Source organism: Blautia sp. MSJ-9 (assembly GCF_018919065.1).
Taxonomy (GTDB): Bacteria; Bacillota; Clostridia; order Lachnospirales; family Lachnospiraceae; genus Blautia_A.
This window is the reverse complement of record NZ_JAHLQG010000012.1, coordinates 162,362-184,501: the sequence shown is the minus strand read 5'-3', so window position 1 is coordinate 184,501 and position 22,140 is coordinate 162,362. Positions and strand designations below refer to the sequence as shown.

Sequence of the window (22,140 nt, the reverse complement as noted above, 5' to 3'; positions counted from 1 at the left end):
AGATTACTACACCGAAAGGTGTGTTACTTGTTAAGTTGATTGAACCGCCGTGTACCGAACGGTACGCACGGTGGTGTGAGAGGTCGGGAAAATTTATTTAATTTTCCCTCCTACTCGATCAGATTTTTTTTCTGAAACCGAAAATGAAAATTTGAATTATTTAGAAGTCTATAACAGACTTCTTTTTTAGTATAATATTACTCTGAAAAAGTAAAAAACGACGTTTTGAAGGCAATTTCAATTTTGGGTTCCGGATGCGATGTAGGATGTGTTGAAAATATCTTGTTAAAAACCAATATGGAGAATGATGATCTTTGCATGAGATCCCCTATTAAGGTGGGATAGCAGAGCGAATTTTAAACACCAGGTAAAGGTGTAGCGTAAAAGGTAACAAAGATCCATGGTTGAGATAGGATTATTTTCTGAGACATATGAAGAATGTAAGGTCACAGATTAATGTGTAGTTACTGGAAAATGGAGCGAAATAAGAATATTACAGGTTAATATGTAACTATAGGAGCTTCCTGTGGACAAGTTGCGGAGCTGATGTACTATTAGGTAAATGTGATGGCGTTGTTTTCTGTGGAGATGATATATAGAAGAAAGATGAAGCGAAGCAATTCTATAAGTGGCTAAAGTGTAGAATGCAGTACTTTGGACTAGAATTAGAAGAAAGAGCCGCCTGATAGAATTTGGCAGATTTGCTAAAAGATACAGGTAGAACAGAAGAGAGGGAAAACCTGAAACTTTTAATTTTCTTGGTTTTACTTACTACTGTTCTAGTAGGAATGGAAAGTTCAGAGTAAAGAGGAAAACTAGCAGAAAGAAATTTAGAAAGAAATGCAAAGAAGTACATTGATGGATTGCAGACATAAGGACAAGGTCTTTGCCAGAAATCATTATAAAGATAAACAGGATGCTTGTTGGATACTACCATTACTACGGGATTACAGATAATTTTAGGAGATTTGCAAGGAGCTGGATGCGCAAGTCCGGATCTGTAAAGGGATATGGGGAGCAATCCCCATATCTACTCGAGTTTTTTATTAGTCGAAATATAATGCAAAAGGGCAAGTGATTAAAATGTTTGGAGACTGATGGTATATGAAACAACTATGAAAAATTGATTTTGAGATGTCTATTAAAGAAAAACTCTCTCATAGAGAAAATACTGCATTGTTCTGAGTTTTTACTTGAAAATTTATTACATGTTTAATCTATGCGGAGGCTTATCGCATGTTGAATATTTTGGTTTTGGGGGCTGTTAAGCCCTGGGAGAATTTATAAGGAGCCCGTTAATTGAATGAATCTGGTCTTCCGATAAAAATATTTTTCCTTTTTTAATTAAAATTAAGTTTTCTTTACTAAAATACGTTATTAATCTGTTAATTGTTCTAACAGAACATCCTGTCATATTTGCTAATTCAGTATGTGTGTATTTAATCTGAAGTAAAGTACCTGGAAGTGCATAATGATTGTACTGAAAACACAAAAAATGTAATAATTTATCCCGATTACTTAAAAAATGTATTTTGCGTTCGTTTTGACTTTGCTGAACAGTGAGTCTGATTAGCATTTGCATGCGAAGAAAAAGCGCGGCTGCGTCACCTCGTATCCATTCAATATAATCTTTAGCTGGAAGCAATATAAAACGAGAGGGCTCCATTGTGATTAGCGTAACCATTCTGGAAATATCATGGATGAACAATTCATAATCGCCGACAATATTAATGGCAGAGATTTCCATAAAGTGGTAGGGTTCATAAGATAACCTTTCCTCGATTGCCTGTAATTTCCCTTTTAGCAAAATATAAACATAAGAGCAGGCGTCATTGGCCCGGATTAGTTTATGGTTTTTAGGATGGTTTTGTATTATAGCCGCTGATAATAAAGTTTGCGGAGCATTTCCAAGAAATTGTTTCACAAATGTCTGTTCGTTGGATGAAAGTGTTTGTAAATCTATATTTTTCATACTGATAATCACTCCAAAATATATTTGGTTAAAAGTGCCAAATGGCCTTTTTTATTTTTGATTTCTATAATATTTTATAATCATATAAAAATCAAGAGCTAAAGGAGAAGGAAATTATGCCAACACCACATAACCAGGCTGAGAAAGGCCAGATTGCAAAAAAAGTTTTAATGCCAGGGGATCCATTACGTGCGAAATTTATTGCGGAAACATTTCTGGAAAATCCTGAATTGGTAAATTCAGTCAGAAACATTTATGCATATACGGGAACCTATAAAGGGGAAAAGGTTACTGTTATGGCAAGTGGAATGGGAATGGGCTCAATGGGAATTTATTCTTATGAGCTGTTTTCTTTATATGATGTAGATCAGATTATCCGAATTGGCTCTGCAGGAGCCTATGTTGCCAACCTTGCATTAAAAGATGTTGTACTTGCAGATAGCGTTTGGAGTGAGTCTACATTTGCACGGACACAAAATGGATATGATAAGGACATCATTTTACCGAATCAAGAACTGAATAAAAAAATTATGAAAGTGGCAGAAGAACTGAAGATTCCGGTAACACTTGCCAGAGTTCATTCAAGCGATGTGTTCTATTGTGAAAAAAATGTTGATGACTATAAAGAAATCAATAGAAAACACCAGTGTGCATGTGTCGATATGGAAAGTTTCGCGTTGTTCCATAATGCGGATGTACTGGGGAAGAAGGCAGCTTGCCTATTAACTATATCTGATTCATTCCCACTGGGTCAAAAAGCAACTGCAGAGGAACGTCAGACAGCATTTACAGATATGATGAAAGTTGCATTGGAAGCTTGCCTGTAATGGGGCAGAAAGGATCAGAATGATGAGAAAATATAAAAGAATTTTTACAATTGTGATAGACTCCTTTGGAATTGGAGCAATGCCGAATGCAGATGAATATGATGATGAAGGCTGTGATACATGCGGACATATTGATGAAAATGTTTCGGAATTAAAAATTCCGAATCTTGCAAAACTGGGATTGGGAAGACTGCATAAACTCACGCATGTAAATTATACCGGTGATATCCAGGGATATCAGGCCAGACTGCTTGAGGCCAGTATCGGAAAAGATACCATGACTGGCCACTGGGAAATGATGGGACTTCATATTACGAAACCTTTTCAGACGTTTACGGAAACTGGCTTTCCAAAGGAACTGATTGATGAACTGTCAAAAAGGACTGGAAGAGTCATTATTGGAAATAAGAGCGCAAGTGGTACCGAAATCCTTGATGAACTTGGGGAAGAGGAAATTACAACAGGGCATATGATTGTCTACACCTCAGCAGATTCTGTACTTCAGATCTGTGGAAATGAAGAGACATTTGGACTGGAAGAATTATATCGCTGCTGCGAAATCGCACGTGAAATTACAATGAAAGATGAGTGGAAAGTTGGGCGCGTGATTGCCAGACCTTATGTTGGAAAGAAACGTGGAGAATTTAAAAGAACATCTAACCGGCATGATTATGCCTTAAAACCAAGTGGAAAAACAGCACTGGACGCATTAAAGGCTGCAGATTACGATGTTATTAGTGTTGGAAAAATAAAAGATATTTTCGATGGAGAAGGAATAACGGAGAGCTATAAGTCTGTTAGCAGTGTACATGGTATGGAACAGACAATTTCTTTATTGGATAAAGACTTTACTGGTCTGGTATTTACGAATCTGGTCGATTTTGATGCACTGTGGGGCCATCGACGCAATACGGAAGGTTATGCACAGGAATTAGAAAAATTTGATGTAAAGCTTGGAGAGTTTCTTTCAAAAATGAAAGAGGATGATCTGCTGATGGTAACAGCAGACCATGGCAATGACCCAACTTTTAAAGGAACCGACCATACAAAAGAAATGGTACCATTACTGATGTATTCTCCGTCCATGAAGTCCGGTAAAAAGCTGGATGATCAAAACTCATTCGCTGTAGTTGGTTGTACAATTACAGATAATTTTGATGTAAAGATGCCGGAAAATACTATTGGAAATTCATTACTGGCAGAACTGAAATAGAATGCTGTAAGAAGAACAGAATGTCCTTGACGGGATTTTTGAAGTATATTATAATTTTGCTAAATTAATTTAGCAGAGGGGAATTTCGTGAAGGTAAAGATTAAAGATATCGCAAAAGTTGCAGGAGTGTCGCCAACCGCAGTGTCACAGGTTTTGAATGACCGTCCCTGCCGCTTGGCGGAAGCAACAAAAGAAAAAATTTTACGTGTAGCCAGAGAAATGAAATTTCAGGATCAGGAATTGATTTCTGCAGACAGGTTTGGCAACATTAAGACGGTAGGACTTATTATTCCAGAGCCAATTTCATTCTTTTTAGATTTGTCTTATAAGATCACTCAGGAATTATATAAAAAAGGGTATACAGTCTTTCAATGTACAGTTGGAAATGATCTTGACTGTTGTTATAAGGCATTAGAAAGCCTGACTTGCAAAAATGTGGATGGAATTATCGTGATACCTCCTTGTACGGGCAAAAAAGATACGAAGCTGCCCAAAATGCTGAAAGCTTTGCAAAATAGTGGCGTTCCTATGATACTTGTGGACCGCGCAGTATATTCTGTGTTTTGTGACTTCGTAACGACTGACAATAAGCTGGGTGGAAAAATTGCGACAGAATCTTTGATACATTGTGGGCATAGAAAAATCGGCTGTATCATGGGAAAAAAGGATGCCTATACCGTTCGGAAAAGAATGGATGGATATAAGCAGGCTTTGGTGAGTTGTGATATTTCATATGATGAGAAGCTGGTTTATTATGGCGAGTTTACGAGAAATACAGGCGAGATGGGGGCAGAAGATCTTATTCCTAAGGGGGTAACCGCAATTTTCGCTGGAAACGATGAGATCGCAGTTGGAATTTATGAATATGCCAAGAAAGAAAAGATTAAAATTCCAGAGGAATTGTCGGTTGTTGGATTCGATAATACTTCAATCTGTGATTTCCTTACACCACCATTATCCAGTGTTGAACAGAATACGGAGCAGCTTGCTGAAAAGATTGTTGAAGTGATGCTGTCTGATATGGAAAAAACAGAGGAAGAAGATGCTCCGAGTAATTATTATTATACACCTGTGCTAAAAGAGCGAGCATCCGTGGGAAAAATGATCCTATGAAAAATTAGGGGGATATAGTTTGAATCTGGAAACGGTTTTTGAAAATACAGATTTTGTCCATACGAGTGGAACAAAAGAAGAACTGCAGGTTGCAGTTTATTTGAAAAAGCAATGTGAGAATATAGGGACTCAGGTAAAGATGGAAAATTTCAGGGTTCCTATGTGCACGATTAAAAAAGCGCATCTCTTTGCCGATGGCGTGGAGATACCTTGTAAAGCTTTCAAAGGCTGTGGTAGCGGAACTGTAGAAGGTGAGTTATATTATATGCCGGGAACGGATCCTGTTTCAATCACTGGTGCTGCAGATAAAGTCGTTTTACTGGATACATCAAATATTTCATTTTTTACTTACCAGGATTTAATGAAAGCCGGTGCGAAGGCAATTCTTTTCCGATATGGGGACGCACATTATCCGAACACAGACATTGATCAGAGAGAATTAAGAGAAGATGTGGTAGGAAAGGAAAGAAAAGTTTTATGTGCAATGATTAATGTTAATGAAGCAGTAAAACTAGTAAAGAACGAAACAAAAAGAGTATGCCTGGAAGTAGAACAGAATGAATATGAAGGAGAATCCCATAACGTTATTGCAGAACTTCCAGGAAAAAGGAAGGAATGGATTGTGCTAAGTGCACACTATGATTCTACATCCCTATCCCATGGAGCATACGATAATATGAGTGGATGCGTTGGTCTGCTTGGTATTATGGAAAAAATGCGGGACAAGGAAAGAAATTTTGGCCTTCGTTTTCTTTTTTGTGGAAGCGAGGAGTGTGGCCTGCTGGGCTCAAAAGCATATGTACAGGATCATAAAAAAGAACTGGAACAAATGGTTTTAAATATCAATCTGGATATGATCGGAAGTTATATGGGACAGTTTATTGCCAGTGTATCCGCTGAAGAAAAACTTGAACATTATATTGCATATATGGCAGCAGAAGTGGGATTTCCGATTGCAGCAAGATCTGGAGTCTATTCTAGTGACTCTACGCCATTTGCAGATAAAGGAATACCTGCAGTATCTTTTGCACGTATTGCACACACGAGTATTGCACCTATTCACAGCCGTTATGACTTAAAAGATGTCTTATCAATGAAACAGTTACAAAAGGATATCAATTTTTTATCCAACTTTACAGAACGCCTGGCGAAAGCTGCCGTTTGTCCTGTTGCCAGGCAAATTCCGGATAATATAAAAACAGAACTGGATGAATATCTGTTTAGAAAAAGGAAAAAATAATCTTGTTTTATATTTAGTAAATATTTTGTGGAAACATACATCGAAATTTCTGTGTATGTTTCTTTTTTTTGAATAAAGATAAATAAAGCTAAAATAATATGTGATACATATTGAAAAAGATAAAATATGATGATATAATTTAGCAAAATTTAGCAAAGGAGACGGAAAAATGGAAACAAAGAAAATTATTTTAGACTGTGACCCAGGTATGGATGATTCTATGGCAATCGTTATGGCAGTTAAATCACCAAAACTTGATGTAATGGCAGTAACAACCGTAAATGGTAATTATCCAGTAGATGTAACATGTATAAATGCAAGAAAGGTATTGGAATTACTGAATAGAACTGATATTCCAGTTGCACGCGGCATGGCAAATCCAATTATTCGTAAAAGCCCAAGTGATCCATTTACGCATGGAAAAGATGGACAGGCAGAAGCATTTCTTCCAGATCCGAAAATACCGTTATCCAAATTAGATGCGGTTGATCTTATCATTGAGACAGTAAAAGCAAATCCAGGCGAAGTTACACTGGTTTCCACAGGCCCAATGAGTAATATTGCAATGGCAATGATCAAAGCTCCTGAAATAAAAGATATGATTCCGGAAATCATCGCAATTTCCGGTGCTTTTGGACTTAATGATTATGCCTTCTTAAATGCAACTGGTGATACCCCGCAGAGTGAATGGAACGTATATGTCGATCCGGAAGCTGCAAAAATTGTATATGAATCTGGTGTCAAACTTGTATGTTTAGGACTTGATGTTGCCACTTATTTTGATGTGAACTTTAGTGATGCAGATATTGCACGTCTTGAAAAAAGTGATAAGCCTGAAGCAAAATTTTTGTTAAACGCCATTCATTTTGTAAATGGAAGAGGATTTGATGCATATTGTACGGTTATCGACTGTATGGCAGTGGCCTATGCAATTGACAATACCCTTGTTGAAACAATGGATGCACATGTTGGAGTTGAAACAAAAGACGGTCTGACGCTGGGTATGACAGTTATTGACAGAAGACATCATTTTGTATGGGAACATCTTCCTTTTATCAAGGTAGGACGTAAGGCAGACTGTGGCAGATTCCTTGGATTATTAATGGATCTGGTATTGGCTTAAAGAGAAAGATGAGGGTTTAGTAAAATGTATCGATATCAGTATGAGTTATTAAAAAATGAGGCCATTTATATTGCGGGACCGGAATGTTTTTATACATACGGTTATGATCAGCTTGCTGCAATGAAAGCAAAAGCGGAATCTTTAGGATTTTCCGTGACATTACCCAATAATGATCCGTTGGATATGGAAAACGAAGATCTTCAAAAACGTGCAGACAGTATTTTTGCTAATTTGAAAAAGGTAATGCTAGATACAACTGCAATCGTTGCAGATCTGGAAGCATATCGTGGTGCAGAACCGGATAGCGGTACTATTTACGAAATTGGAATGGCTTATGCAAAGGGCGCCAAATGTTATGGCTACACAAGAGATAAAAGAAGCTTTGCAACCAAAAATATCAGAGCGGGATTAAAGGATGGGAAAACTCTGGATGAATTAGGAAACTGCGAAAAGTATAATAAACTTCCATTTTCACCATGTATCATTGGCTCTACGAAAATTATTGAGGGCAGTTTTGAAGACTGCCTGAAAACTATGATCGTGGATAAAGAAGAGGAATTAAAATATTATACTCAGAGAAACCATTTTGTAGATTATACAACTGCAAGAACCGTTATGACGAAAGACAAACCAATTGTATATTTATCTGGAATCGAACGTTACCAGGAAAATGCTCATGAAGTATTTTCTAAGATGAAGGAAATATGCGAAAAATATGGATTTACTGTCTATACACCGGTAGACTGGGCGCCGGGGGTAAAAAAAATGAAAACCGATAACTTATATAAATGGGCCGCAAATCTGTTTGATAATTATCAGCAGCATGTTAGAAACTGTGATGTGATTATAGCCAATTTGAATGATTATCGTGGCTATGAGGTAAATAATGAAGTCGGTTTTGAATGCGGAATGGCTTTCCAGCTCGGGAAAAAACTCTATGGATATATGGATAATACAGCACCATTAATAGAGAAAATTCCACATTTAGCAGAAAAAAGGGAATTTCGTGACCATACCGGAAGCAATGTCGAGAACTTTAATTATCCGGTGAATTTAATGTTTGGTTCCTCCATGAAAATATTTGAAGGAAAATTTGAAGAGATTATTTCAAAGGTTGCAGAAGATTTAAAAAGGGTGAGAGATAGTGACTGGATTTTCAAATGAGAGAGATCTTGTAAAACAAATACAAACCGCAACTGGCAAAGAAAAATCTGAATTGGTTTTAAAAAATGCCAATATTATTAATGTTTTTACCAATACGGTCGTGACAGCGGATGTCGCTATTGACAATGGATATATTGTTGGAGTTGGAAAATATAGCGGTATTGAAGAAAAAGATTTGTCGGGGAAGTTTTTATGTCCCGGTTTTATAGATGGACATATTCATCTTGAGAGTTCTATGGTATCTCCAGAAGAATTTCAGGCGGCCGTTATGCCGCATGGAACAACAACTGTTGTCACAGATCCGCATGAGATTGCAAACGTAGCGGGACATGAAGGCCTTAAGTATATGTTGGAAGCAACCGAAAACTTGAAACTGGATGTTTTCTTTATGGTTCCTTCCTGTGTACCGGCTACCTATCTGGATGAATCAGGTGCAGTCCTTAACGCTGCAGATATAGAACCCTATTTTGAAAATGAAAGAGTTCTGGGACTTGCAGAACTCATGAATGCATATGGGGTTGTTAACTGTGATAGAAACGTAATTGGAAAAATTGCGGTGTCAAAGAAGCACAATAAAATCATTGATGGACATGCTCCGGCCTTAAAAGGAAAAGAGTTAAATGGATACGCTGGTGTGGGAATCCGTTCCGATCATGAATGTGTAGATATCGAAGAAGCCATTGAAAAAATGCAACAGGGGCAGTGGATTATGATTCGGGAGGGTACTGCTGCAAAAAATCTGGAAGCGCTTGTGAATTTATGCTCTCCACAGTATTATCAGCGCTGTATGTTTGTTACTGACGATAAACATCCTGGCGATTTGCTGAAAAAGGGACATATGGATTATATTATCAGAAAAGCGGTTGTGCTTGGTGCAGATCCGATTATTGCAATTAAAATGGCAAGCTGGAATGCAGCACAGTATTTTGGTCTTAAAGACAGAGGAGCCGTAGCACCTGGCTATCGTGCAGATTTGGTGGTATTTGACAACCTGTTGGATTTTAACGTGCAGGAAGTTTGGAAAGATGGAAAACGTTGTAATACAGATTCTTCTAAAAAAGAAGTTTCAGAAGAAAAATATAATGCGGTATTTCATTCTTTCCATATGCAAGAACTGTGTGAGAAAGACCTTAAGGTAAAAAGCACTGGTTCATATGAGAGGGTTATTGAATTAGTGCCTGGAGAATTACTAACCAGAGAACTGATTGTGCCGAAAAAGCACGAAGAAAACCTTCCGGAAGGCGTTAGTTTAAAAGAAGACATTCTAAAAGCAGTGGTATGTGAAAGACACCATGGCTCCGGGCATATTGGAATTGGCTTTATTAAAGGATACGGATTAAAAAAAGGAGCAGTTGCATCTAGTATTGCGCATGACTCTCATAACCTGATTGCAATAGGTACAAACGACAGAGATATTGCGCTTGCGGCAAATTGTGTGAAAGCAAACCAAGGCGGACTTGCAGTTGTTTCTGGTGGCGAAATTTTAGGAGAACTTCCGCTTCCAATTGCTGGACTGATGAGTGATATGGGAATTAATGAAACAAAAAACAGGTTGGAAGAGTTGAAGGAAAAAATCGTAGAGCTTGGTATTGCTGAGAACATTGACCCCTTTATGACATTGGCTTTTACAAGTCTTCCTGTAATTCCGGAATTAAGGTTAAATACATATGGGTTGATTGATGTGAACCAACAAAAAGTTGTCGATGTATTTTTTGATGAAAAATAAAATAATGTTATAGATATGACTGTGACGAGGTATATAAAAAAGGAATTGTAGATTTTATACAATTCCTTTTTTATATACAAAAATGTGTGTATGTAACAGTTCTTAAAATTACTTGGTTACGCGATAATGTAGTTTGGTACAAGCACTTAACCAGATTGTACTTGAGTATTCAATTGGAGTTTCGTCTGCTAATAAATATTGGGAATTGATAAGCAGTCCCGGTGCATCATAGATAGAATTCAATAAGCTGGCTTCGTTAACACTTAATTTCATAGATTCAATGCTGTTATCAATAAATTCGATATCATAATGATATGTATAGAACAGTGTTTTGGAAATACTGTTTTCTACCAGTGAATCTGCAGTAATATCTGGTACTTTTTCTTTTGGAAACCAGATATTGCTTAATCCTGCCGGACGTTCCCTGAAGTAATGCAGGCGAAGAAAGTGAATCAGGATCGTATTGTCGTGAATACCAAGCATATGACAAACTTCAGAAGTTGGAGGTGTTATTTCTTCTTCCAAAATGATCCGGCTGGTAATCGGATTTTTCTCCGTATGAGCAAGATCAAGAGATGGAAAGGAAAGATCCTGAACAAGACAGCGGGGATTGCTTTTTACGTATGCACCCTTTCCTTGGAACTTTTCAATAAGACCATCGCGTTCAAGTTGCGCCATAGCTTGGCGGATGGTTACTCTGCTGACTCCATAGTTTTGCGCAAGTTCTTGCTCAGATGGCAATTTATCATTTATTTTCCATTCTCTTTGTGCAATTCGTTTTGAAATATCATTGGCTATTTGCTGATAAGCGGGAATAGGAGATGAACGGTCTATTAATTTGTTTGGTAAAATTGTTTGAGTCATTATCAATCCTCACTTTGTAAATTGTTGTTATGTATAGTATATACAATAATACAAGTAGAAATCAAGCTCTATTTGTTGTGAAATTTAACAAAACACATATTGATTTAACTGAAATAGCTCACATTTCTTACAAATGTTTAACATTAAAGATATTGACAACCTGATTAACTTGTATTAATATATAGACAACAATACAAGATAAAGAGCAGAGAAGGAGGAACATGGAGAAAAACAATATTAAAATGGTAGTCTGTGATATTGATGATACTTTAGTACATAAAGAAGTGCATTTAAGCAAAGATGTCATAAATACCATTCAAAGGCTTAAGGAAAAAGGAATTTATTTTACTTTTGCCACAGGAAGAATGCCCTATAGAGTAGAGGTATTTGAAAAGGAAGCTAATTTGCAGATCCCGTATGTGGCAAATAATGGGAGTATCCTTTATTCCAATGGGAAAATTATTTACAGTAAAATGTTAAAAGCTTCTTTGTTGCGGGATTCATTGAGAAGGTTTATGCAGGAAGATCCTAAGTTTACCGTTATCTTTAGCTACGAAGACAGAGAAAGGCCAATTAAACGGACCCCTTGGATTGAAGCAAGGCTTCATAAGTACAAAGGATATGATGAAACTCTGGGCGATACAGATGATGTATGGAATCAGGAAGTACACAAGGTGTATGTACTGGATGATTACCGTACAGGATTAATTACCAGGGTTGCGAAAGAACTGGATAAACTGGGTGGGGGATTCAGTTATTATCAATATGGAGATTATTCCATGGAAATTGTTGCAGAAGGATGTTCGAAGGCATCAGGAGTTGAGCGCTTGATTGACTACATGAAGCTGAGTAAAGATGAAGTTATGGCAATTGGAGATCACACAAATGACATTGAGATTGTAAGCATGGTGGGTCTGGGCGTTGCGGTAGGAAATGCAACATCCAAATTAAAAGAGGTGGCTGACTATGTGGCAAAAGGAGAAGTTGAAGCAGGTGTGATTGAGGCTATTAACAAATTCCTCTTTGATGTGGAGGTATAGTATGGGAAAACCAGTCGTAAAAAAACGAAAGAAAACATTGTTTCAGAAATTTGAACCGATTTTTTATCTGGCACCAGCGTTTATATTTTTAGGCATATTTGTCTATTATCCGTTTGCAAAAACAGTATCAGAATCTTTTTTTCTTTTAGATTCTATGGGAAAGGTCAAAGAATTTATAGGTTTGGAGAATTATGTAAGTGTATTACATAATTCAAGCTTTGTTAAGGCTATTTTTAATTCTTTAAAATTTACAGTTTTCACAGTCCCGTTTTCTGTAGGACTTGCTTTTTGTTTAGCAATGATTGCTTCCAAGAAGAGAAAGACTTCGCCAATATATGAAACTTTGTTTTCACTTCCGATGGCGATGTCAACTTCTGTATCAGCAATGATATTTGAATTGATGTTCAGCCCTACACTGGGCATCATAAATGCTCTTACGGGATCGAGTATCAAATGGCTGAATGATAAAGATACTGCACTTTGGGTATTAATCATTATCCAAGTTTGGATGAATATTGGATACAACTTTCTGTTTATTTTATCCGCGGTACGGGGAATTGATGCAGATAAACTGGAGGCAGCAGATGTAGAAGGAGCAAATGTGTTCCAGAAAGCAACAAAAGTTGTGCTTCCGCTGGTATCTCCAACCGTTTTCTTTTTGCTTTGTAATTCACTTGCAAAGATGATCATGATGTCTGGATTATCGCTGATTCTGACACAAGGCGGACCGCTTGGAAGCACAGAAACTATGATTTCATGGATGTATAAACAGGCATCTGAAAATTCGAATTATAATAATGCATATGCATCTGCAGTAATTGCATTTGGAATTACAATGATTGCTACAATTATTACATTTATCTATGAGAAGAAGGGAGTAAACTATGACAACTAACAGAGTTAAGAAAAGAAGTAAAGTTGGCGATGGAATACTCCAGGCGATATATATTTGTTTGGGATTAACAATTGCATTTCCTATCATATATGCGGTGCTTATTTCTTTTATGGAACCATCACAGGTTCTTGCAGGAGGAGTAAATCTGATCCCAAAGAAATGGACTTTGGAAAATTATAAGACTGCCCTTACAAGTGCACCCTTAATGCGTTTTATGTTAAACTCTTTAATCATTGCGCTGGGAGCAAGTGTTGTTCGCCTTGCAGTTTCCTCCCTTGCAGCTTTTGCATTTGCCTTTTTGGATTTCCCATGTAAGAATGTGATCTTTATGGTAATGTTGGCAACGATTATGATTCCGGCAGATATTGTACTGGTTGCGAATTACCGTACAGTATCCTCAATGGGACTAATCAATACCTACCTTGGTATGATGATTGTGTTTTTTGTTTCTGCAATGAATATTTTCCAGCTGCGTCAGAGCTTTTTAACATTTGCAGTATCCTTAAAAGAAGCTGCGCATATTGATGGATGTTCAAACTTTAAATTTTTCCTTACCATTCTTCTTCCAACAAATGTGTCTACCTTACTCACTGTGTTTATTACAGCATTTATTGGAACCTGGAATACTTATTTGTGGCCATTATTAGTAACGAACCAGACGGATATGAGAACGGTTCAGGTTGGTATTACAATGCTGAACTTTTCGGAAGGTACGGTGTATGGTCCGATTATGGCAGCATCAACAATTGTTATGATCCCTACGCTTTTCCTGTTTTTTACATTCCAGAAGAAGATTGTAGCTGGAATGATGTCGGGCGGCGTGAAAGGATAAATACCAGACAGGAGGTCTGAGTACAAAATTTTAAGGAGGATTTTACCTATGAAAAAAATCGTAAGTGCAGTTTTAACTGCGGCAATGACTGCATCTCTCATGGCAGCACCGGTGAGTGTACATGCTGATGAAGTTGTAACTTTTGATGTATGGCATTCCATGGAGGGATCCAACGGAGAAGCTTTTGAAGCAATGGTTTCCAACTTTAACGATACTGTTGGGAAAGAACTTGGAATTCAAGCAAACAGCGTATTCCAGGGCAGTGATACTGCAAGCAAGTTAAAAACACTTATCCAGGCTGAAGACACAGAAAACATGCCAGATGTATGTCTTGTATATGGTGCTTCTCTTCCTGTTGTAGGAGATTATGAGAATACAGTACCTGTTGATGATATGTATGGAGCTGGAACTGCAACACTTGCGAAAGAGGATATTCTTCCGGCAACAGTTCAGACTTATACATATAAGGGAAAACAGATTTGTATGCCATTTAACAGCTCCACACTTCTTCTGTATTACAATGTTGATGCATTCAATGAGGTAGGACTGGACCCAGAAAATCCGCCAAAAACGCTGGATGAAATTGCAGATGCATGTGAAAAGCTTACCGTAAAAGATGGTGACAATGTTACAAGATACGGATTTAATGCAGAACTTGACCGTTATGAGATGGTTAACCTTGTAGGAAACCAAGGAGATGGAACTCCATTTGGTGATAATAATAATGGACGTGATGGTCTTATTACAGAAGTTACTTGTAGAGACCAGATGTTAAATGTATTTACATCCTGGCAAAAGATTGCAGAAACTGGTGGATTTAAATATAACTATGATAATCAGAATGAAGAGTTTGCTACTGGAGCCAATGCAATGACCCTTATGTCTTCTGCTCGTATTGCTTCTGTCACAAATCTTACAAAAGACAGTGGTGTTAACTGGAACGTAACAACAATTCCAGGAATTGACAGCAGTACAGATAAAGGTGGAGCTGCAATTGGTGGAGCTTCTTTATGTATGTTCGACAAGGGCGATGATGCGAAAAAAGCAGCTGCATGGGAGTTTATTCAGTATGCTGCTTCTGCAGAAACTCAGTCTACATGGTGTCAGGCAACCGGATATCTTCCAATCAATGTAAATACAGAGAAATTGGATGATTACTCTGCTTATATAAAAGAAAATCCGGCTGTTCAGACTGCATTAACCCAGTTTGAGGCTACAAAACCAAACGTTCAGGAACCGGTACTTATGATGCAGGGAAGTGTTGACACTGCAATCAAAGATGCTGCTGTTTATCTTTGCGAAGGTGATCTTTCACCAGAAGAAGCAACAGACTATGTAATTGATGAATGTAACAAACTGTTTGACGAGTACAACAGAGCAAACCAGTAAGTAAATATACCACAACTGCCATAGCACTGCTCTATGGCAGTTTGTGGTAAAAAAGCGAAAAAAGATTGGAGGAACACATGAGACTATCTACTTCGACAAACATTTATTTTAACAGACCGAATAATGTAAAAGCAAAAATCCAGGATTCCGTTTCTTTGTGTGCAGAAGCTGGATATAAGGTTATGGATATGAATTTTTTTGACTGCACGACATTTAAGCTTCCTTTTGTAACTGATGAATGGGAGAGGTGGATTTATGATATTAAAGCTTTATCTGATAAAAAACAGATAGAATTTAGTCAGGCTCATGCTAACTTTTATAATTTTTGTGATTCAAATACAGAGAATAAAGAGTTTTTAGACCGTATGGTATTACGTAGCATAGATTGCGCCTCCATATTAGGTGTTAAATGGGTGGTCATTCATGCAGGAACAGATTTTGAATCTCCAATGCTTGTAAAGGATTCGAAGGAAAAAAATATAGAATATTTTAAATCAGTATTGGAGCATGCTGCCAAGAAAAATATTGGTATCGCAATTGAAAATTTGTGGGATTTAAATATTGCACCACGAAGACGATATACAACTACAGCTGAAGAATTAGTGGATTTAGTAGATACACTGAGTAAAGAATATAATAATGTGGGAATATGCTGGGACTTCGAACATGCAGACATTATGAAACAAGACCAGAAATCTGCGCTTAAAATGATCGGCCCTAGGTTAAAAGCAACCCATGTTTCTGATAATATAGGAATTCAGAATGATCATATCCTACCGTATAGTGGATATACAGATTGGGCAGAGATTATGCACATTTTAAAAGAAATAAAATATCAAGGGGATTTCACTTATGAAATCCATAGATATATCACGCAGTTGCCAGATGCACTGGTAGTTGCAGCATTAAAATATAGTGTAGAAGTTGGAAATTATCTTTTATCACTAGTAAAATAGTTTTTTATTGGGAGGAATAAAGTAATGAACAATGAAAATGCATTGGTAAGACAGGTGTTAAGTCTTCCGGAATTGATTGAACAGCAGTTTAATGATATGGAACAGAGGTCAAGAACGGTATTATCCACACCAGAGATTTTTAATATTCAGAAAATTGTATTAACAGGTTGCGGAGATTCTTATGCTGCAGCTCTTGCTACAAAACATGCATTTGAAATGCTGACTCATATCCCTACAGAGGTGGTAACCGCAATTGAACTGAGTCGTCTGTATTCAAGAGACCAGTTAGGTTTCCGCCCGAACAATCCGCTTGTAATTGCAGTAAGCAATTCCGGCGGGGTAACACGTGTTGGAGAAGCGATTCAGGCAGCCAGAAAACATGGTGCATTTGCACTGGGAATTACAGGTAAAAGAGACAGCCTTCTTGGAAAGAGTGTAGATAAGATTATGGATTTACATATTCCACCATTTGATCCAGCTCCAGGAACCCGTTCTTATATGGTATCAGTAATGTCTCTTCTTCTTATTGCAATCAGGATCGGAGAAGTACGAAGCTGCTATACCATGGATGAAGCAATGGACATGCGCTATGATATGCTGGAACAGGGAAAAGAACTTGCAAAGCTTCTGCCAGATATGAAAAAACAGGTCTATCAAATTGCAGAACAGTGGAAAGATATGGAAGCGTATGATTTCATTGGAACTGGCTTTGATTATGCAACTGCCTGGTTTGGAAAAGCCAAAATTTATGAAGCGCTTGGAAAATATGCAATGGATAATAACTCAGAAGAGTGGCTGCATATGAACTTTTTCATGCGAAATGTTGATAAGATTGGAACTATTATTGTTGCGAATACAACCAATCCAGCTATGAGCAGAAACAAGGAATTGATCAAATTTGCTCATGACCTCACCAGACCTCTTATTGTAATTACAGATGGAGGTAAAGAAGATTTCGGCACAGATACTACATATATTAAAGTGCCAAAATCTAAATATGCGATTAATATGCCTCTGACACAGTATGCTCCAATCTGTTTACTGGCTGGCTATATCATGGATATGATTGGCGAAGTTGATGGCCGTGGATGCGAAGGTGTATGGCATATTGCAGATGGAGCAAAATGCATTCGTGAAAGTGAAATGGTTGTATTATAAGGAGAAAAGAACACTATGATGAAGAAATTTGATATTTCTACCAAGATTAATGATGTATATGAAATTACAGATGAGGTTAAAAAATATGTAGAAGAAAGCGGCGTTCAGGAAGGCACCTGCATTGTATTCACACCACATACTACTGCGGGCTTAGGAGTAACTTCAAGAATGGATCCGGCTGGCTTTGATGATCTTCGTGACGAGATCAACCGGTTAGTTCCTACAAGAATTGATTTCAAACATCAGTTTGATACTCCGGCAGATGCTGCTGGACATATTAAATGTACAATGTTTGGTGTGTCACAGACTTTTATTGTGACAGGAGGAAAGTTGATGCTTGGTGGCTCCCAGGGGATTTTCTTCTTAGAGTTTGATGGTCCAAGAAACAGAAATTATACAGTCAAAGTAATTCCGGATTAATCAGGTAACTACTATGATTGTAAAAGAAATTAAAACAGATACGGTGTATGAATTATCTCCTCATAATCATGCTTATATAAATCCTTATATAGGCTGTTCGATGGGATGTCCGTTTTGCTATTGGCTAAAGCAAGAGGATTGGGAAGGGAAAATTAAAGTCAAAACCAATCTTGAGGAATTGTTGGAGAATAAATTAAAGGATTGGCCCAAAGATGAGTTTTTATATCTGGGAAGTGTTTGCGATCCTTTTAATGAATTGGAAGAGAAATATCATTTATCTGAAAAATGTTTAAAAGTAATTGCAAAATATGATATCCCGGTCCTGATCACTACTTCAGCTGCTACAGATGTGGTTTTAGAGTATTCGGATTTATTAAAATCAATAAAGAAACTGATTGTTGTAATTGAATTATCCAGAATCCCGTTTGTCGAATGCTTGAATCAGGGTGGTATCCATAGAGGAATACAGTGTGCCAATATATTGCAGGAACGCGGAATAAAAGTATGGACAACGTTAGCTCCTGTACTTCCTGGAATTACAGATCTGGATCAGATATTAAAACTGCTTCAAGAGGAGATTACTGTTTATATTGATAAGCTTGATTGTAATACAGAGGATATTTTAGGAAAAAGGACTTTGAAATGGATATATGAAGAGTATCCAGAATTTTCTGATGAATACGATAAAATTATAAAAGAGCATGATTTCAGCTATTTTTCTGAAATCGAGAAAAAATATGCTGAAAACAAACGAGTAAAAAAATTTCCATTTCAATTAACAGACTAAAAAATGGCCGCAGAATACAGGAGATGTTTTCTGCGGCCTGTTTGTAAATTAAAGAAGGGTGGGGCTTATGGAGAATTTCTGTAGACTGTTAATGAATTGTGGGATATCTGAATTTGAGGCAAGTGCAATTGCCAAAATGTTATTAGCTTCTATATGTGGAGGATTGATCGGAGCAGAGCGTGAAATGAAAGGACGTCCAGCTGGGCTTAAAACTTTCTCCCTAGTATGTCTTGGCGCCACGCTAATTATGATTACGAACGATTATATTTTTAAATATGTGACGAATGGAACTGGTGACATTGTACGAATGGCAGCGCAGGTAATCAGTGGAATTGGTTTCCTTGGTGCTGGATCCATTATGGTTACAGGGCATAATCAGGTTAAGGGCTTAACGACTGCGGCCGCTTTATGGGTGACTGCGGCGCTTGGAATCACCATAGGCTCTGGCTTTTATCAGGGAGCAATAGCGGGTCTTCTGATTATTTATATATCATCTTTTATTTATAAATACATTGATTATAGAATCATGCGTGGAGCCAGAACCATGAGATTTTATATAGAATCTGAAAAGGAAGAGGTTATGCTGCATTTGATTGAGTATTTTAAAAAACATGATATAAAGGTGACATCATTACAGCGAAAATCAGAAAATAAATGGTATTCTCCTGATGCGTGTGCAACGATAGAAATCTATTTAGGAAAAAGGGTATTGCATCAGCTGGTAATTGACGATATAAAGAAACTTGACGGTGTACGATATGTTGAAGAACTATAAGTTTTGATAGAAGAAATGGAGTGAGAATATGCTATCGGCCAAAATACAAAAGATGTATCTTTCTATTTTAAAAGAAGAATTGATATTGGCTACAGGCTGCACGGAACCCATAGCGATTGCTTACGCAGCAGCACAGTTAAGAGATATTTTAAAAAAGGAACCGAAAAAAATTCGGGTTGAGGTATCTGGAAATATCATAAAAAATGTGAAGAGCGTTATTGTTCCAAAGACAGGAGGGTTAAAAGGAATATCTGCGGCTGTTGCAGCTGGAATCATTGGAGGTGATGCTTCAAAAGAATTGCAGGTTATTTCCTGCATTCCAGAAAATTTGCATGGGCAAATTGCAAAATATGCACAAAATACTCCAATAGAGATTGTGTGTGCAGATACCCCGAGATTATTGGATATATGCCTTACAGGTTGGGCGGACGAACATTATGCGAAGGTACATATTGCCAACAACCATAGCAATATTGTATTAAAAGAGAAAGATGGAAACGTAATATTTGAGAAGAAAATCAGCAATTTGGCAGATGATAGTCTCACGGATAAAAGTGTATTGAATGTTAAGGATATCTTAGAATTTGCAAACACGGTGAATATTTGTGAAGTAGAATCATTGCTAGAGCCACAAATATCCTGTAATCTTGCAATTGCAGAAGAAGGACTGAAAAATAACTGGGGAGCTAACATTGGCTCTGTATTATTAAAAGAATATCCGCAGGGAATAAAAATAGAGGCCAAAGCGTGGGCGGCTGCTGGAAGTGATGCGAGGATGAGTGGTTGTGAGCTACCTGTTGTAATCTTATCAGGTTCAGGAAATCAAGGAATTACGGCCTCAGTTCCTGTTATCCGCTATGCAATGAATTTAGGTGTTTCTCAGGAAAAGTTATATCGTGCTTTATTGGTAAGTAATCTTGTGACGATACATCAAAAGAGTGGTATTGGAAGGCTATCGGCTTATTGCGGTGCTGTTAGTGCTGGAGTTGGGGCTGGTGCTGGAATTGCATATCTTTTGAATGGAAGCTATGAAGCAATCGCGCATACAATAGTAAATGCGGTAGCAATTATCAGTGGGACTATTTGTGATGGTGCAAAACCATCCTGTGCGGCTAAAATCGCAGCAAGTGTGGATGCTGGAATTCTGGGATATAATATGTATCGTAACAACCAGGAATTTAAAGACGGAGATGGGATTGTCACCAAGGGTGTTGAAAATACCATTGTCAATATAGGAATTTTGGCGCAGGAAGGAATGAAACAGACGGATCGGACGATTCTGTCTATAATGACAGAAAAATGTAAGTGATGCGTTAAGGAAAATAGAAAGATCAAAAAGTGTAGTTTTGTACAATTTTTGATCTTTTTTACTTTATAGGAGCGTGCCAAGCAAAGCTGTGGCACATCAGTCAGTGAAAGTACAACTAAGATAAGCGCTAGTGAGCCATATAGTCAAATCCAATGAAAATGAAATCCAACAATATCAAAATGAATTGACAGAACTAAAATATGAAGAACAGAGCAGACAGTGAATAAGACGAAGGCATGGTTGAATAATTTTAGTCGAAAGAAACTGACGGTAAAGCAATTGACCAGAGAGGTGCTTGTGGAATTGATTGATAAAATTTATGTTTATCCAGATCAGAAAATAGACATTTATTTTAAGTTTGTTTCGGAAGAACATCTGTCAGATATGATGCTTGAAATCTATTGTTATCTGGTATGGCTACGCTATAATGCAAAATGATAAAACCCACTCATTAGTAACACATAGAAGAGTTCTAGAGGTCACAATCTAGGTCTCTTCTATTTCGTTGTAGTAGTGGAATTAATCAAAAAAGCGAATTCGAATTCACTTTTGGTAAACGATGATAATACTTCCCCTTTTGAGTTATGAAGAAATATAATTGTACAAATAGAGTATACTCTATTTATACATTGCATAAAGACTTTTGAGATGTTAAAATAGAGTTAATTATTAATTTATGGACAAAACGCAATTAATATCCAAGAATCTAATTGGACATATGGAGGATTACTGATGGGAAAGGGCAAAAATATAGCTTATGTTAGAGTATCCGCACTGGATCAGAATGAAGCAAGACAGAGAGAGGCTCTTCAAGGATATAATATTGATAGATGGTTCGTAGAGAAGGCTTCTGGAAAAGACGTGAAAAGACCCAAGTTGCAGGAAATGTTGGAATATATCCGAGAGGATGATGTTGTGTATGTGGAGGAATTTTCACGACTTGGAAGATCAACAGAGGATTTACTTTTTATAGTGCGACAGATTGAAAGCACAGGAGCTAAATTTATGAGCATAAAAGAAAAGTTCGACACGAATTCACCAGCAGGGAAATTACAGATGACGATGATGGCAGCAATTGCGGAATTTGAGCGCGCAATGATTCTTGAAAGACAGCGTGAAGGCATTGCTATTGCTAAGCGCGAAGGTAAGTATACAGGTCGAAAAGCTATTAGTATTCCTAATATTGGAGAGTATTATGATAGATATATGTGTCGAAAAGGTACTAAGATATCTATAGCTGCGGAGTTGGGAATTAGTCGGACGACACTCGATAAATTATTTAGGGAATGGACCATGAGCAATCATGATCAATAGGTATTGGCAAAATTATTTCTTCC

21 protein-coding genes are annotated in these 22,140 nt (G+C 37.3%); 19 read left to right on the top strand and 2 right to left on the bottom strand.

The window, feature by feature from the left end:
- Positions 1–1,264: 1,264 nt before the first annotated feature.
- Positions 1,265–1,972 carry a Crp/Fnr family transcriptional regulator gene (locus KQI87_RS03350; RefSeq protein WP_216458915.1) on the bottom strand — a complete coding sequence of 236 codons (708 nt, stop codon included), beginning with the start codon at positions 1,970–1,972 and terminating at the stop codon, positions 1,265–1,267.
- Between the two features lie 116 nt (positions 1,973–2,088).
- Here KQI87_RS03350 and deoD point away from each other — a divergent pair, with 116 nt between their 5' ends.
- From deoD to ade, 7 genes are all read left to right on the top strand, one after another.
- Positions 2,089–2,799: a purine-nucleoside phosphorylase gene (gene deoD, locus KQI87_RS03345; protein WP_216458914.1), complete on the top strand. Its 711-nt coding sequence runs from the start codon at positions 2,089–2,091 to the stop codon at positions 2,797–2,799.
- 22 nt (positions 2,800–2,821) lie between these two features.
- Positions 2,822–4,012: a phosphopentomutase gene (locus KQI87_RS03340; RefSeq protein ID WP_216458925.1), complete on the top strand. Its 1,191-nt coding sequence runs from the start codon at positions 2,822–2,824 to the stop codon at positions 4,010–4,012.
- Positions 4,013–4,099: 87 nt separating this feature from the next.
- Positions 4,100–5,125, top strand: coding sequence for a LacI family DNA-binding transcriptional regulator (locus KQI87_RS03335; RefSeq protein ID WP_216458913.1), 1,026 nt, complete (start codon positions 4,100–4,102; stop codon positions 5,123–5,125).
- A gap of 19 nt (positions 5,126–5,144) precedes the next feature.
- On the top strand, positions 5,145–6,365 hold the full coding sequence (locus KQI87_RS03330) for a M28 family metallopeptidase (RefSeq protein WP_216458912.1): 1,221 nt from the start codon (positions 5,145–5,147) through the stop codon (positions 6,363–6,365).
- 169 nt (positions 6,366–6,534) lie between these two features.
- Positions 6,535–7,488, top strand: a complete 954-nt coding sequence (locus KQI87_RS03325) for a nucleoside hydrolase (protein WP_216458911.1) — start codon at positions 6,535–6,537, stop codon at positions 7,486–7,488.
- Between the two features lie 24 nt (positions 7,489–7,512).
- Positions 7,513–8,652, top strand: coding sequence for a nucleoside 2-deoxyribosyltransferase (locus KQI87_RS03320; protein WP_216458910.1), 1,140 nt, complete (start codon positions 7,513–7,515; stop codon positions 8,650–8,652).
- Complete coding sequence (ade, locus tag KQI87_RS03315; RefSeq protein ID WP_216458909.1) at positions 8,633–10,378, top strand: adenine deaminase; 1,746 nt, start codon at positions 8,633–8,635, stop codon at positions 10,376–10,378. Before KQI87_RS03320 ends, ade begins: the two co-directional genes overlap by 20 nt.
- 108 nt (positions 10,379–10,486) lie before the next feature.
- Here ade and KQI87_RS03310 read toward each other — a convergent pair whose 3' ends face one another.
- Entirely contained in the window at positions 10,487–11,242 is a 756-nt protein-coding gene (locus KQI87_RS03310; RefSeq protein ID WP_216458908.1) for a GntR family transcriptional regulator, read from the bottom strand.
- Positions 11,243–11,463: 221 nt separating this feature from the next.
- On the opposite strand from KQI87_RS03310, the gene KQI87_RS03305 reads away from it, so the two are divergent.
- From KQI87_RS03305 to KQI87_RS03250, 12 genes are all read left to right on the top strand, one after another.
- Positions 11,464–12,282: an HAD family hydrolase gene (locus tag KQI87_RS03305; RefSeq protein WP_216458907.1), complete on the top strand. Its 819-nt coding sequence runs from the start codon at positions 11,464–11,466 to the stop codon at positions 12,280–12,282.
- A 1-nt stretch (position 12,283) separates the two neighbouring features.
- Entirely contained in the window at positions 12,284–13,177 is an 894-nt protein-coding gene (locus KQI87_RS03300) for a carbohydrate ABC transporter permease (protein ID WP_216458906.1), read from the top strand.
- Positions 13,167–14,009, top strand: a complete 843-nt coding sequence (locus KQI87_RS03295; protein ID WP_216458905.1) for a carbohydrate ABC transporter permease — start codon at positions 13,167–13,169, stop codon at positions 14,007–14,009. The genes KQI87_RS03300 and KQI87_RS03295 overlap by 11 nt, the downstream gene beginning before the upstream one ends.
- A 48-nt stretch (positions 14,010–14,057) precedes the next feature.
- Entirely contained in the window at positions 14,058–15,398 is a 1,341-nt protein-coding gene (locus KQI87_RS03290; protein ID WP_216458904.1) for an ABC transporter substrate-binding protein, read from the top strand.
- A 77-nt stretch (positions 15,399–15,475) separates the two neighbouring features.
- Positions 15,476–16,354, top strand: a complete 879-nt coding sequence (locus KQI87_RS03285) for a sugar phosphate isomerase/epimerase family protein (RefSeq protein ID WP_216458903.1) — start codon at positions 15,476–15,478, stop codon at positions 16,352–16,354.
- A gap of 24 nt (positions 16,355–16,378) precedes the next feature.
- Positions 16,379–17,512, top strand: coding sequence for an SIS domain-containing protein (locus KQI87_RS03280; RefSeq protein WP_216458902.1), 1,134 nt, complete (start codon positions 16,379–16,381; stop codon positions 17,510–17,512).
- 15 nt (positions 17,513–17,527) lie between these two features.
- Complete coding sequence (locus KQI87_RS03275) at positions 17,528–17,932, top strand: secondary thiamine-phosphate synthase enzyme YjbQ (RefSeq protein WP_216458901.1); 405 nt, start codon at positions 17,528–17,530, stop codon at positions 17,930–17,932.
- A gap of 13 nt (positions 17,933–17,945) precedes the next feature.
- Positions 17,946–18,719 (top strand): SPL family radical SAM protein, encoded by a 774-nt coding sequence (locus KQI87_RS03270; RefSeq protein ID WP_216458900.1) that lies wholly within the window; start codon positions 17,946–17,948, stop codon positions 18,717–18,719.
- A 67-nt stretch (positions 18,720–18,786) separates the two neighbouring features.
- Positions 18,787–19,494, top strand: a complete 708-nt coding sequence (locus KQI87_RS03265) for an MgtC/SapB family protein (RefSeq protein ID WP_216458899.1) — start codon at positions 18,787–18,789, stop codon at positions 19,492–19,494.
- A 28-nt stretch (positions 19,495–19,522) separates the two neighbouring features.
- Entirely contained in the window at positions 19,523–20,803 is a 1,281-nt protein-coding gene (locus KQI87_RS03260) for an L-cysteine desulfidase family protein (RefSeq protein WP_216458898.1), read from the top strand.
- Between the two features lie 219 nt (positions 20,804–21,022).
- The gene (locus KQI87_RS16490) at positions 21,023–21,241 is read left to right on the top strand and encodes a DUF4368 domain-containing protein (RefSeq protein ID WP_330655660.1); all 219 of its coding nucleotides are present in this window, start codon (positions 21,023–21,025) and stop codon (positions 21,239–21,241) included.
- 294 nt (positions 21,242–21,535) lie between these two features.
- On the top strand, positions 21,536–22,117 hold the full coding sequence (locus KQI87_RS03250) for a recombinase family protein (protein WP_216458897.1): 582 nt from the start codon (positions 21,536–21,538) through the stop codon (positions 22,115–22,117).
- Positions 22,118–22,140: the final 23 nt, after the last annotated feature.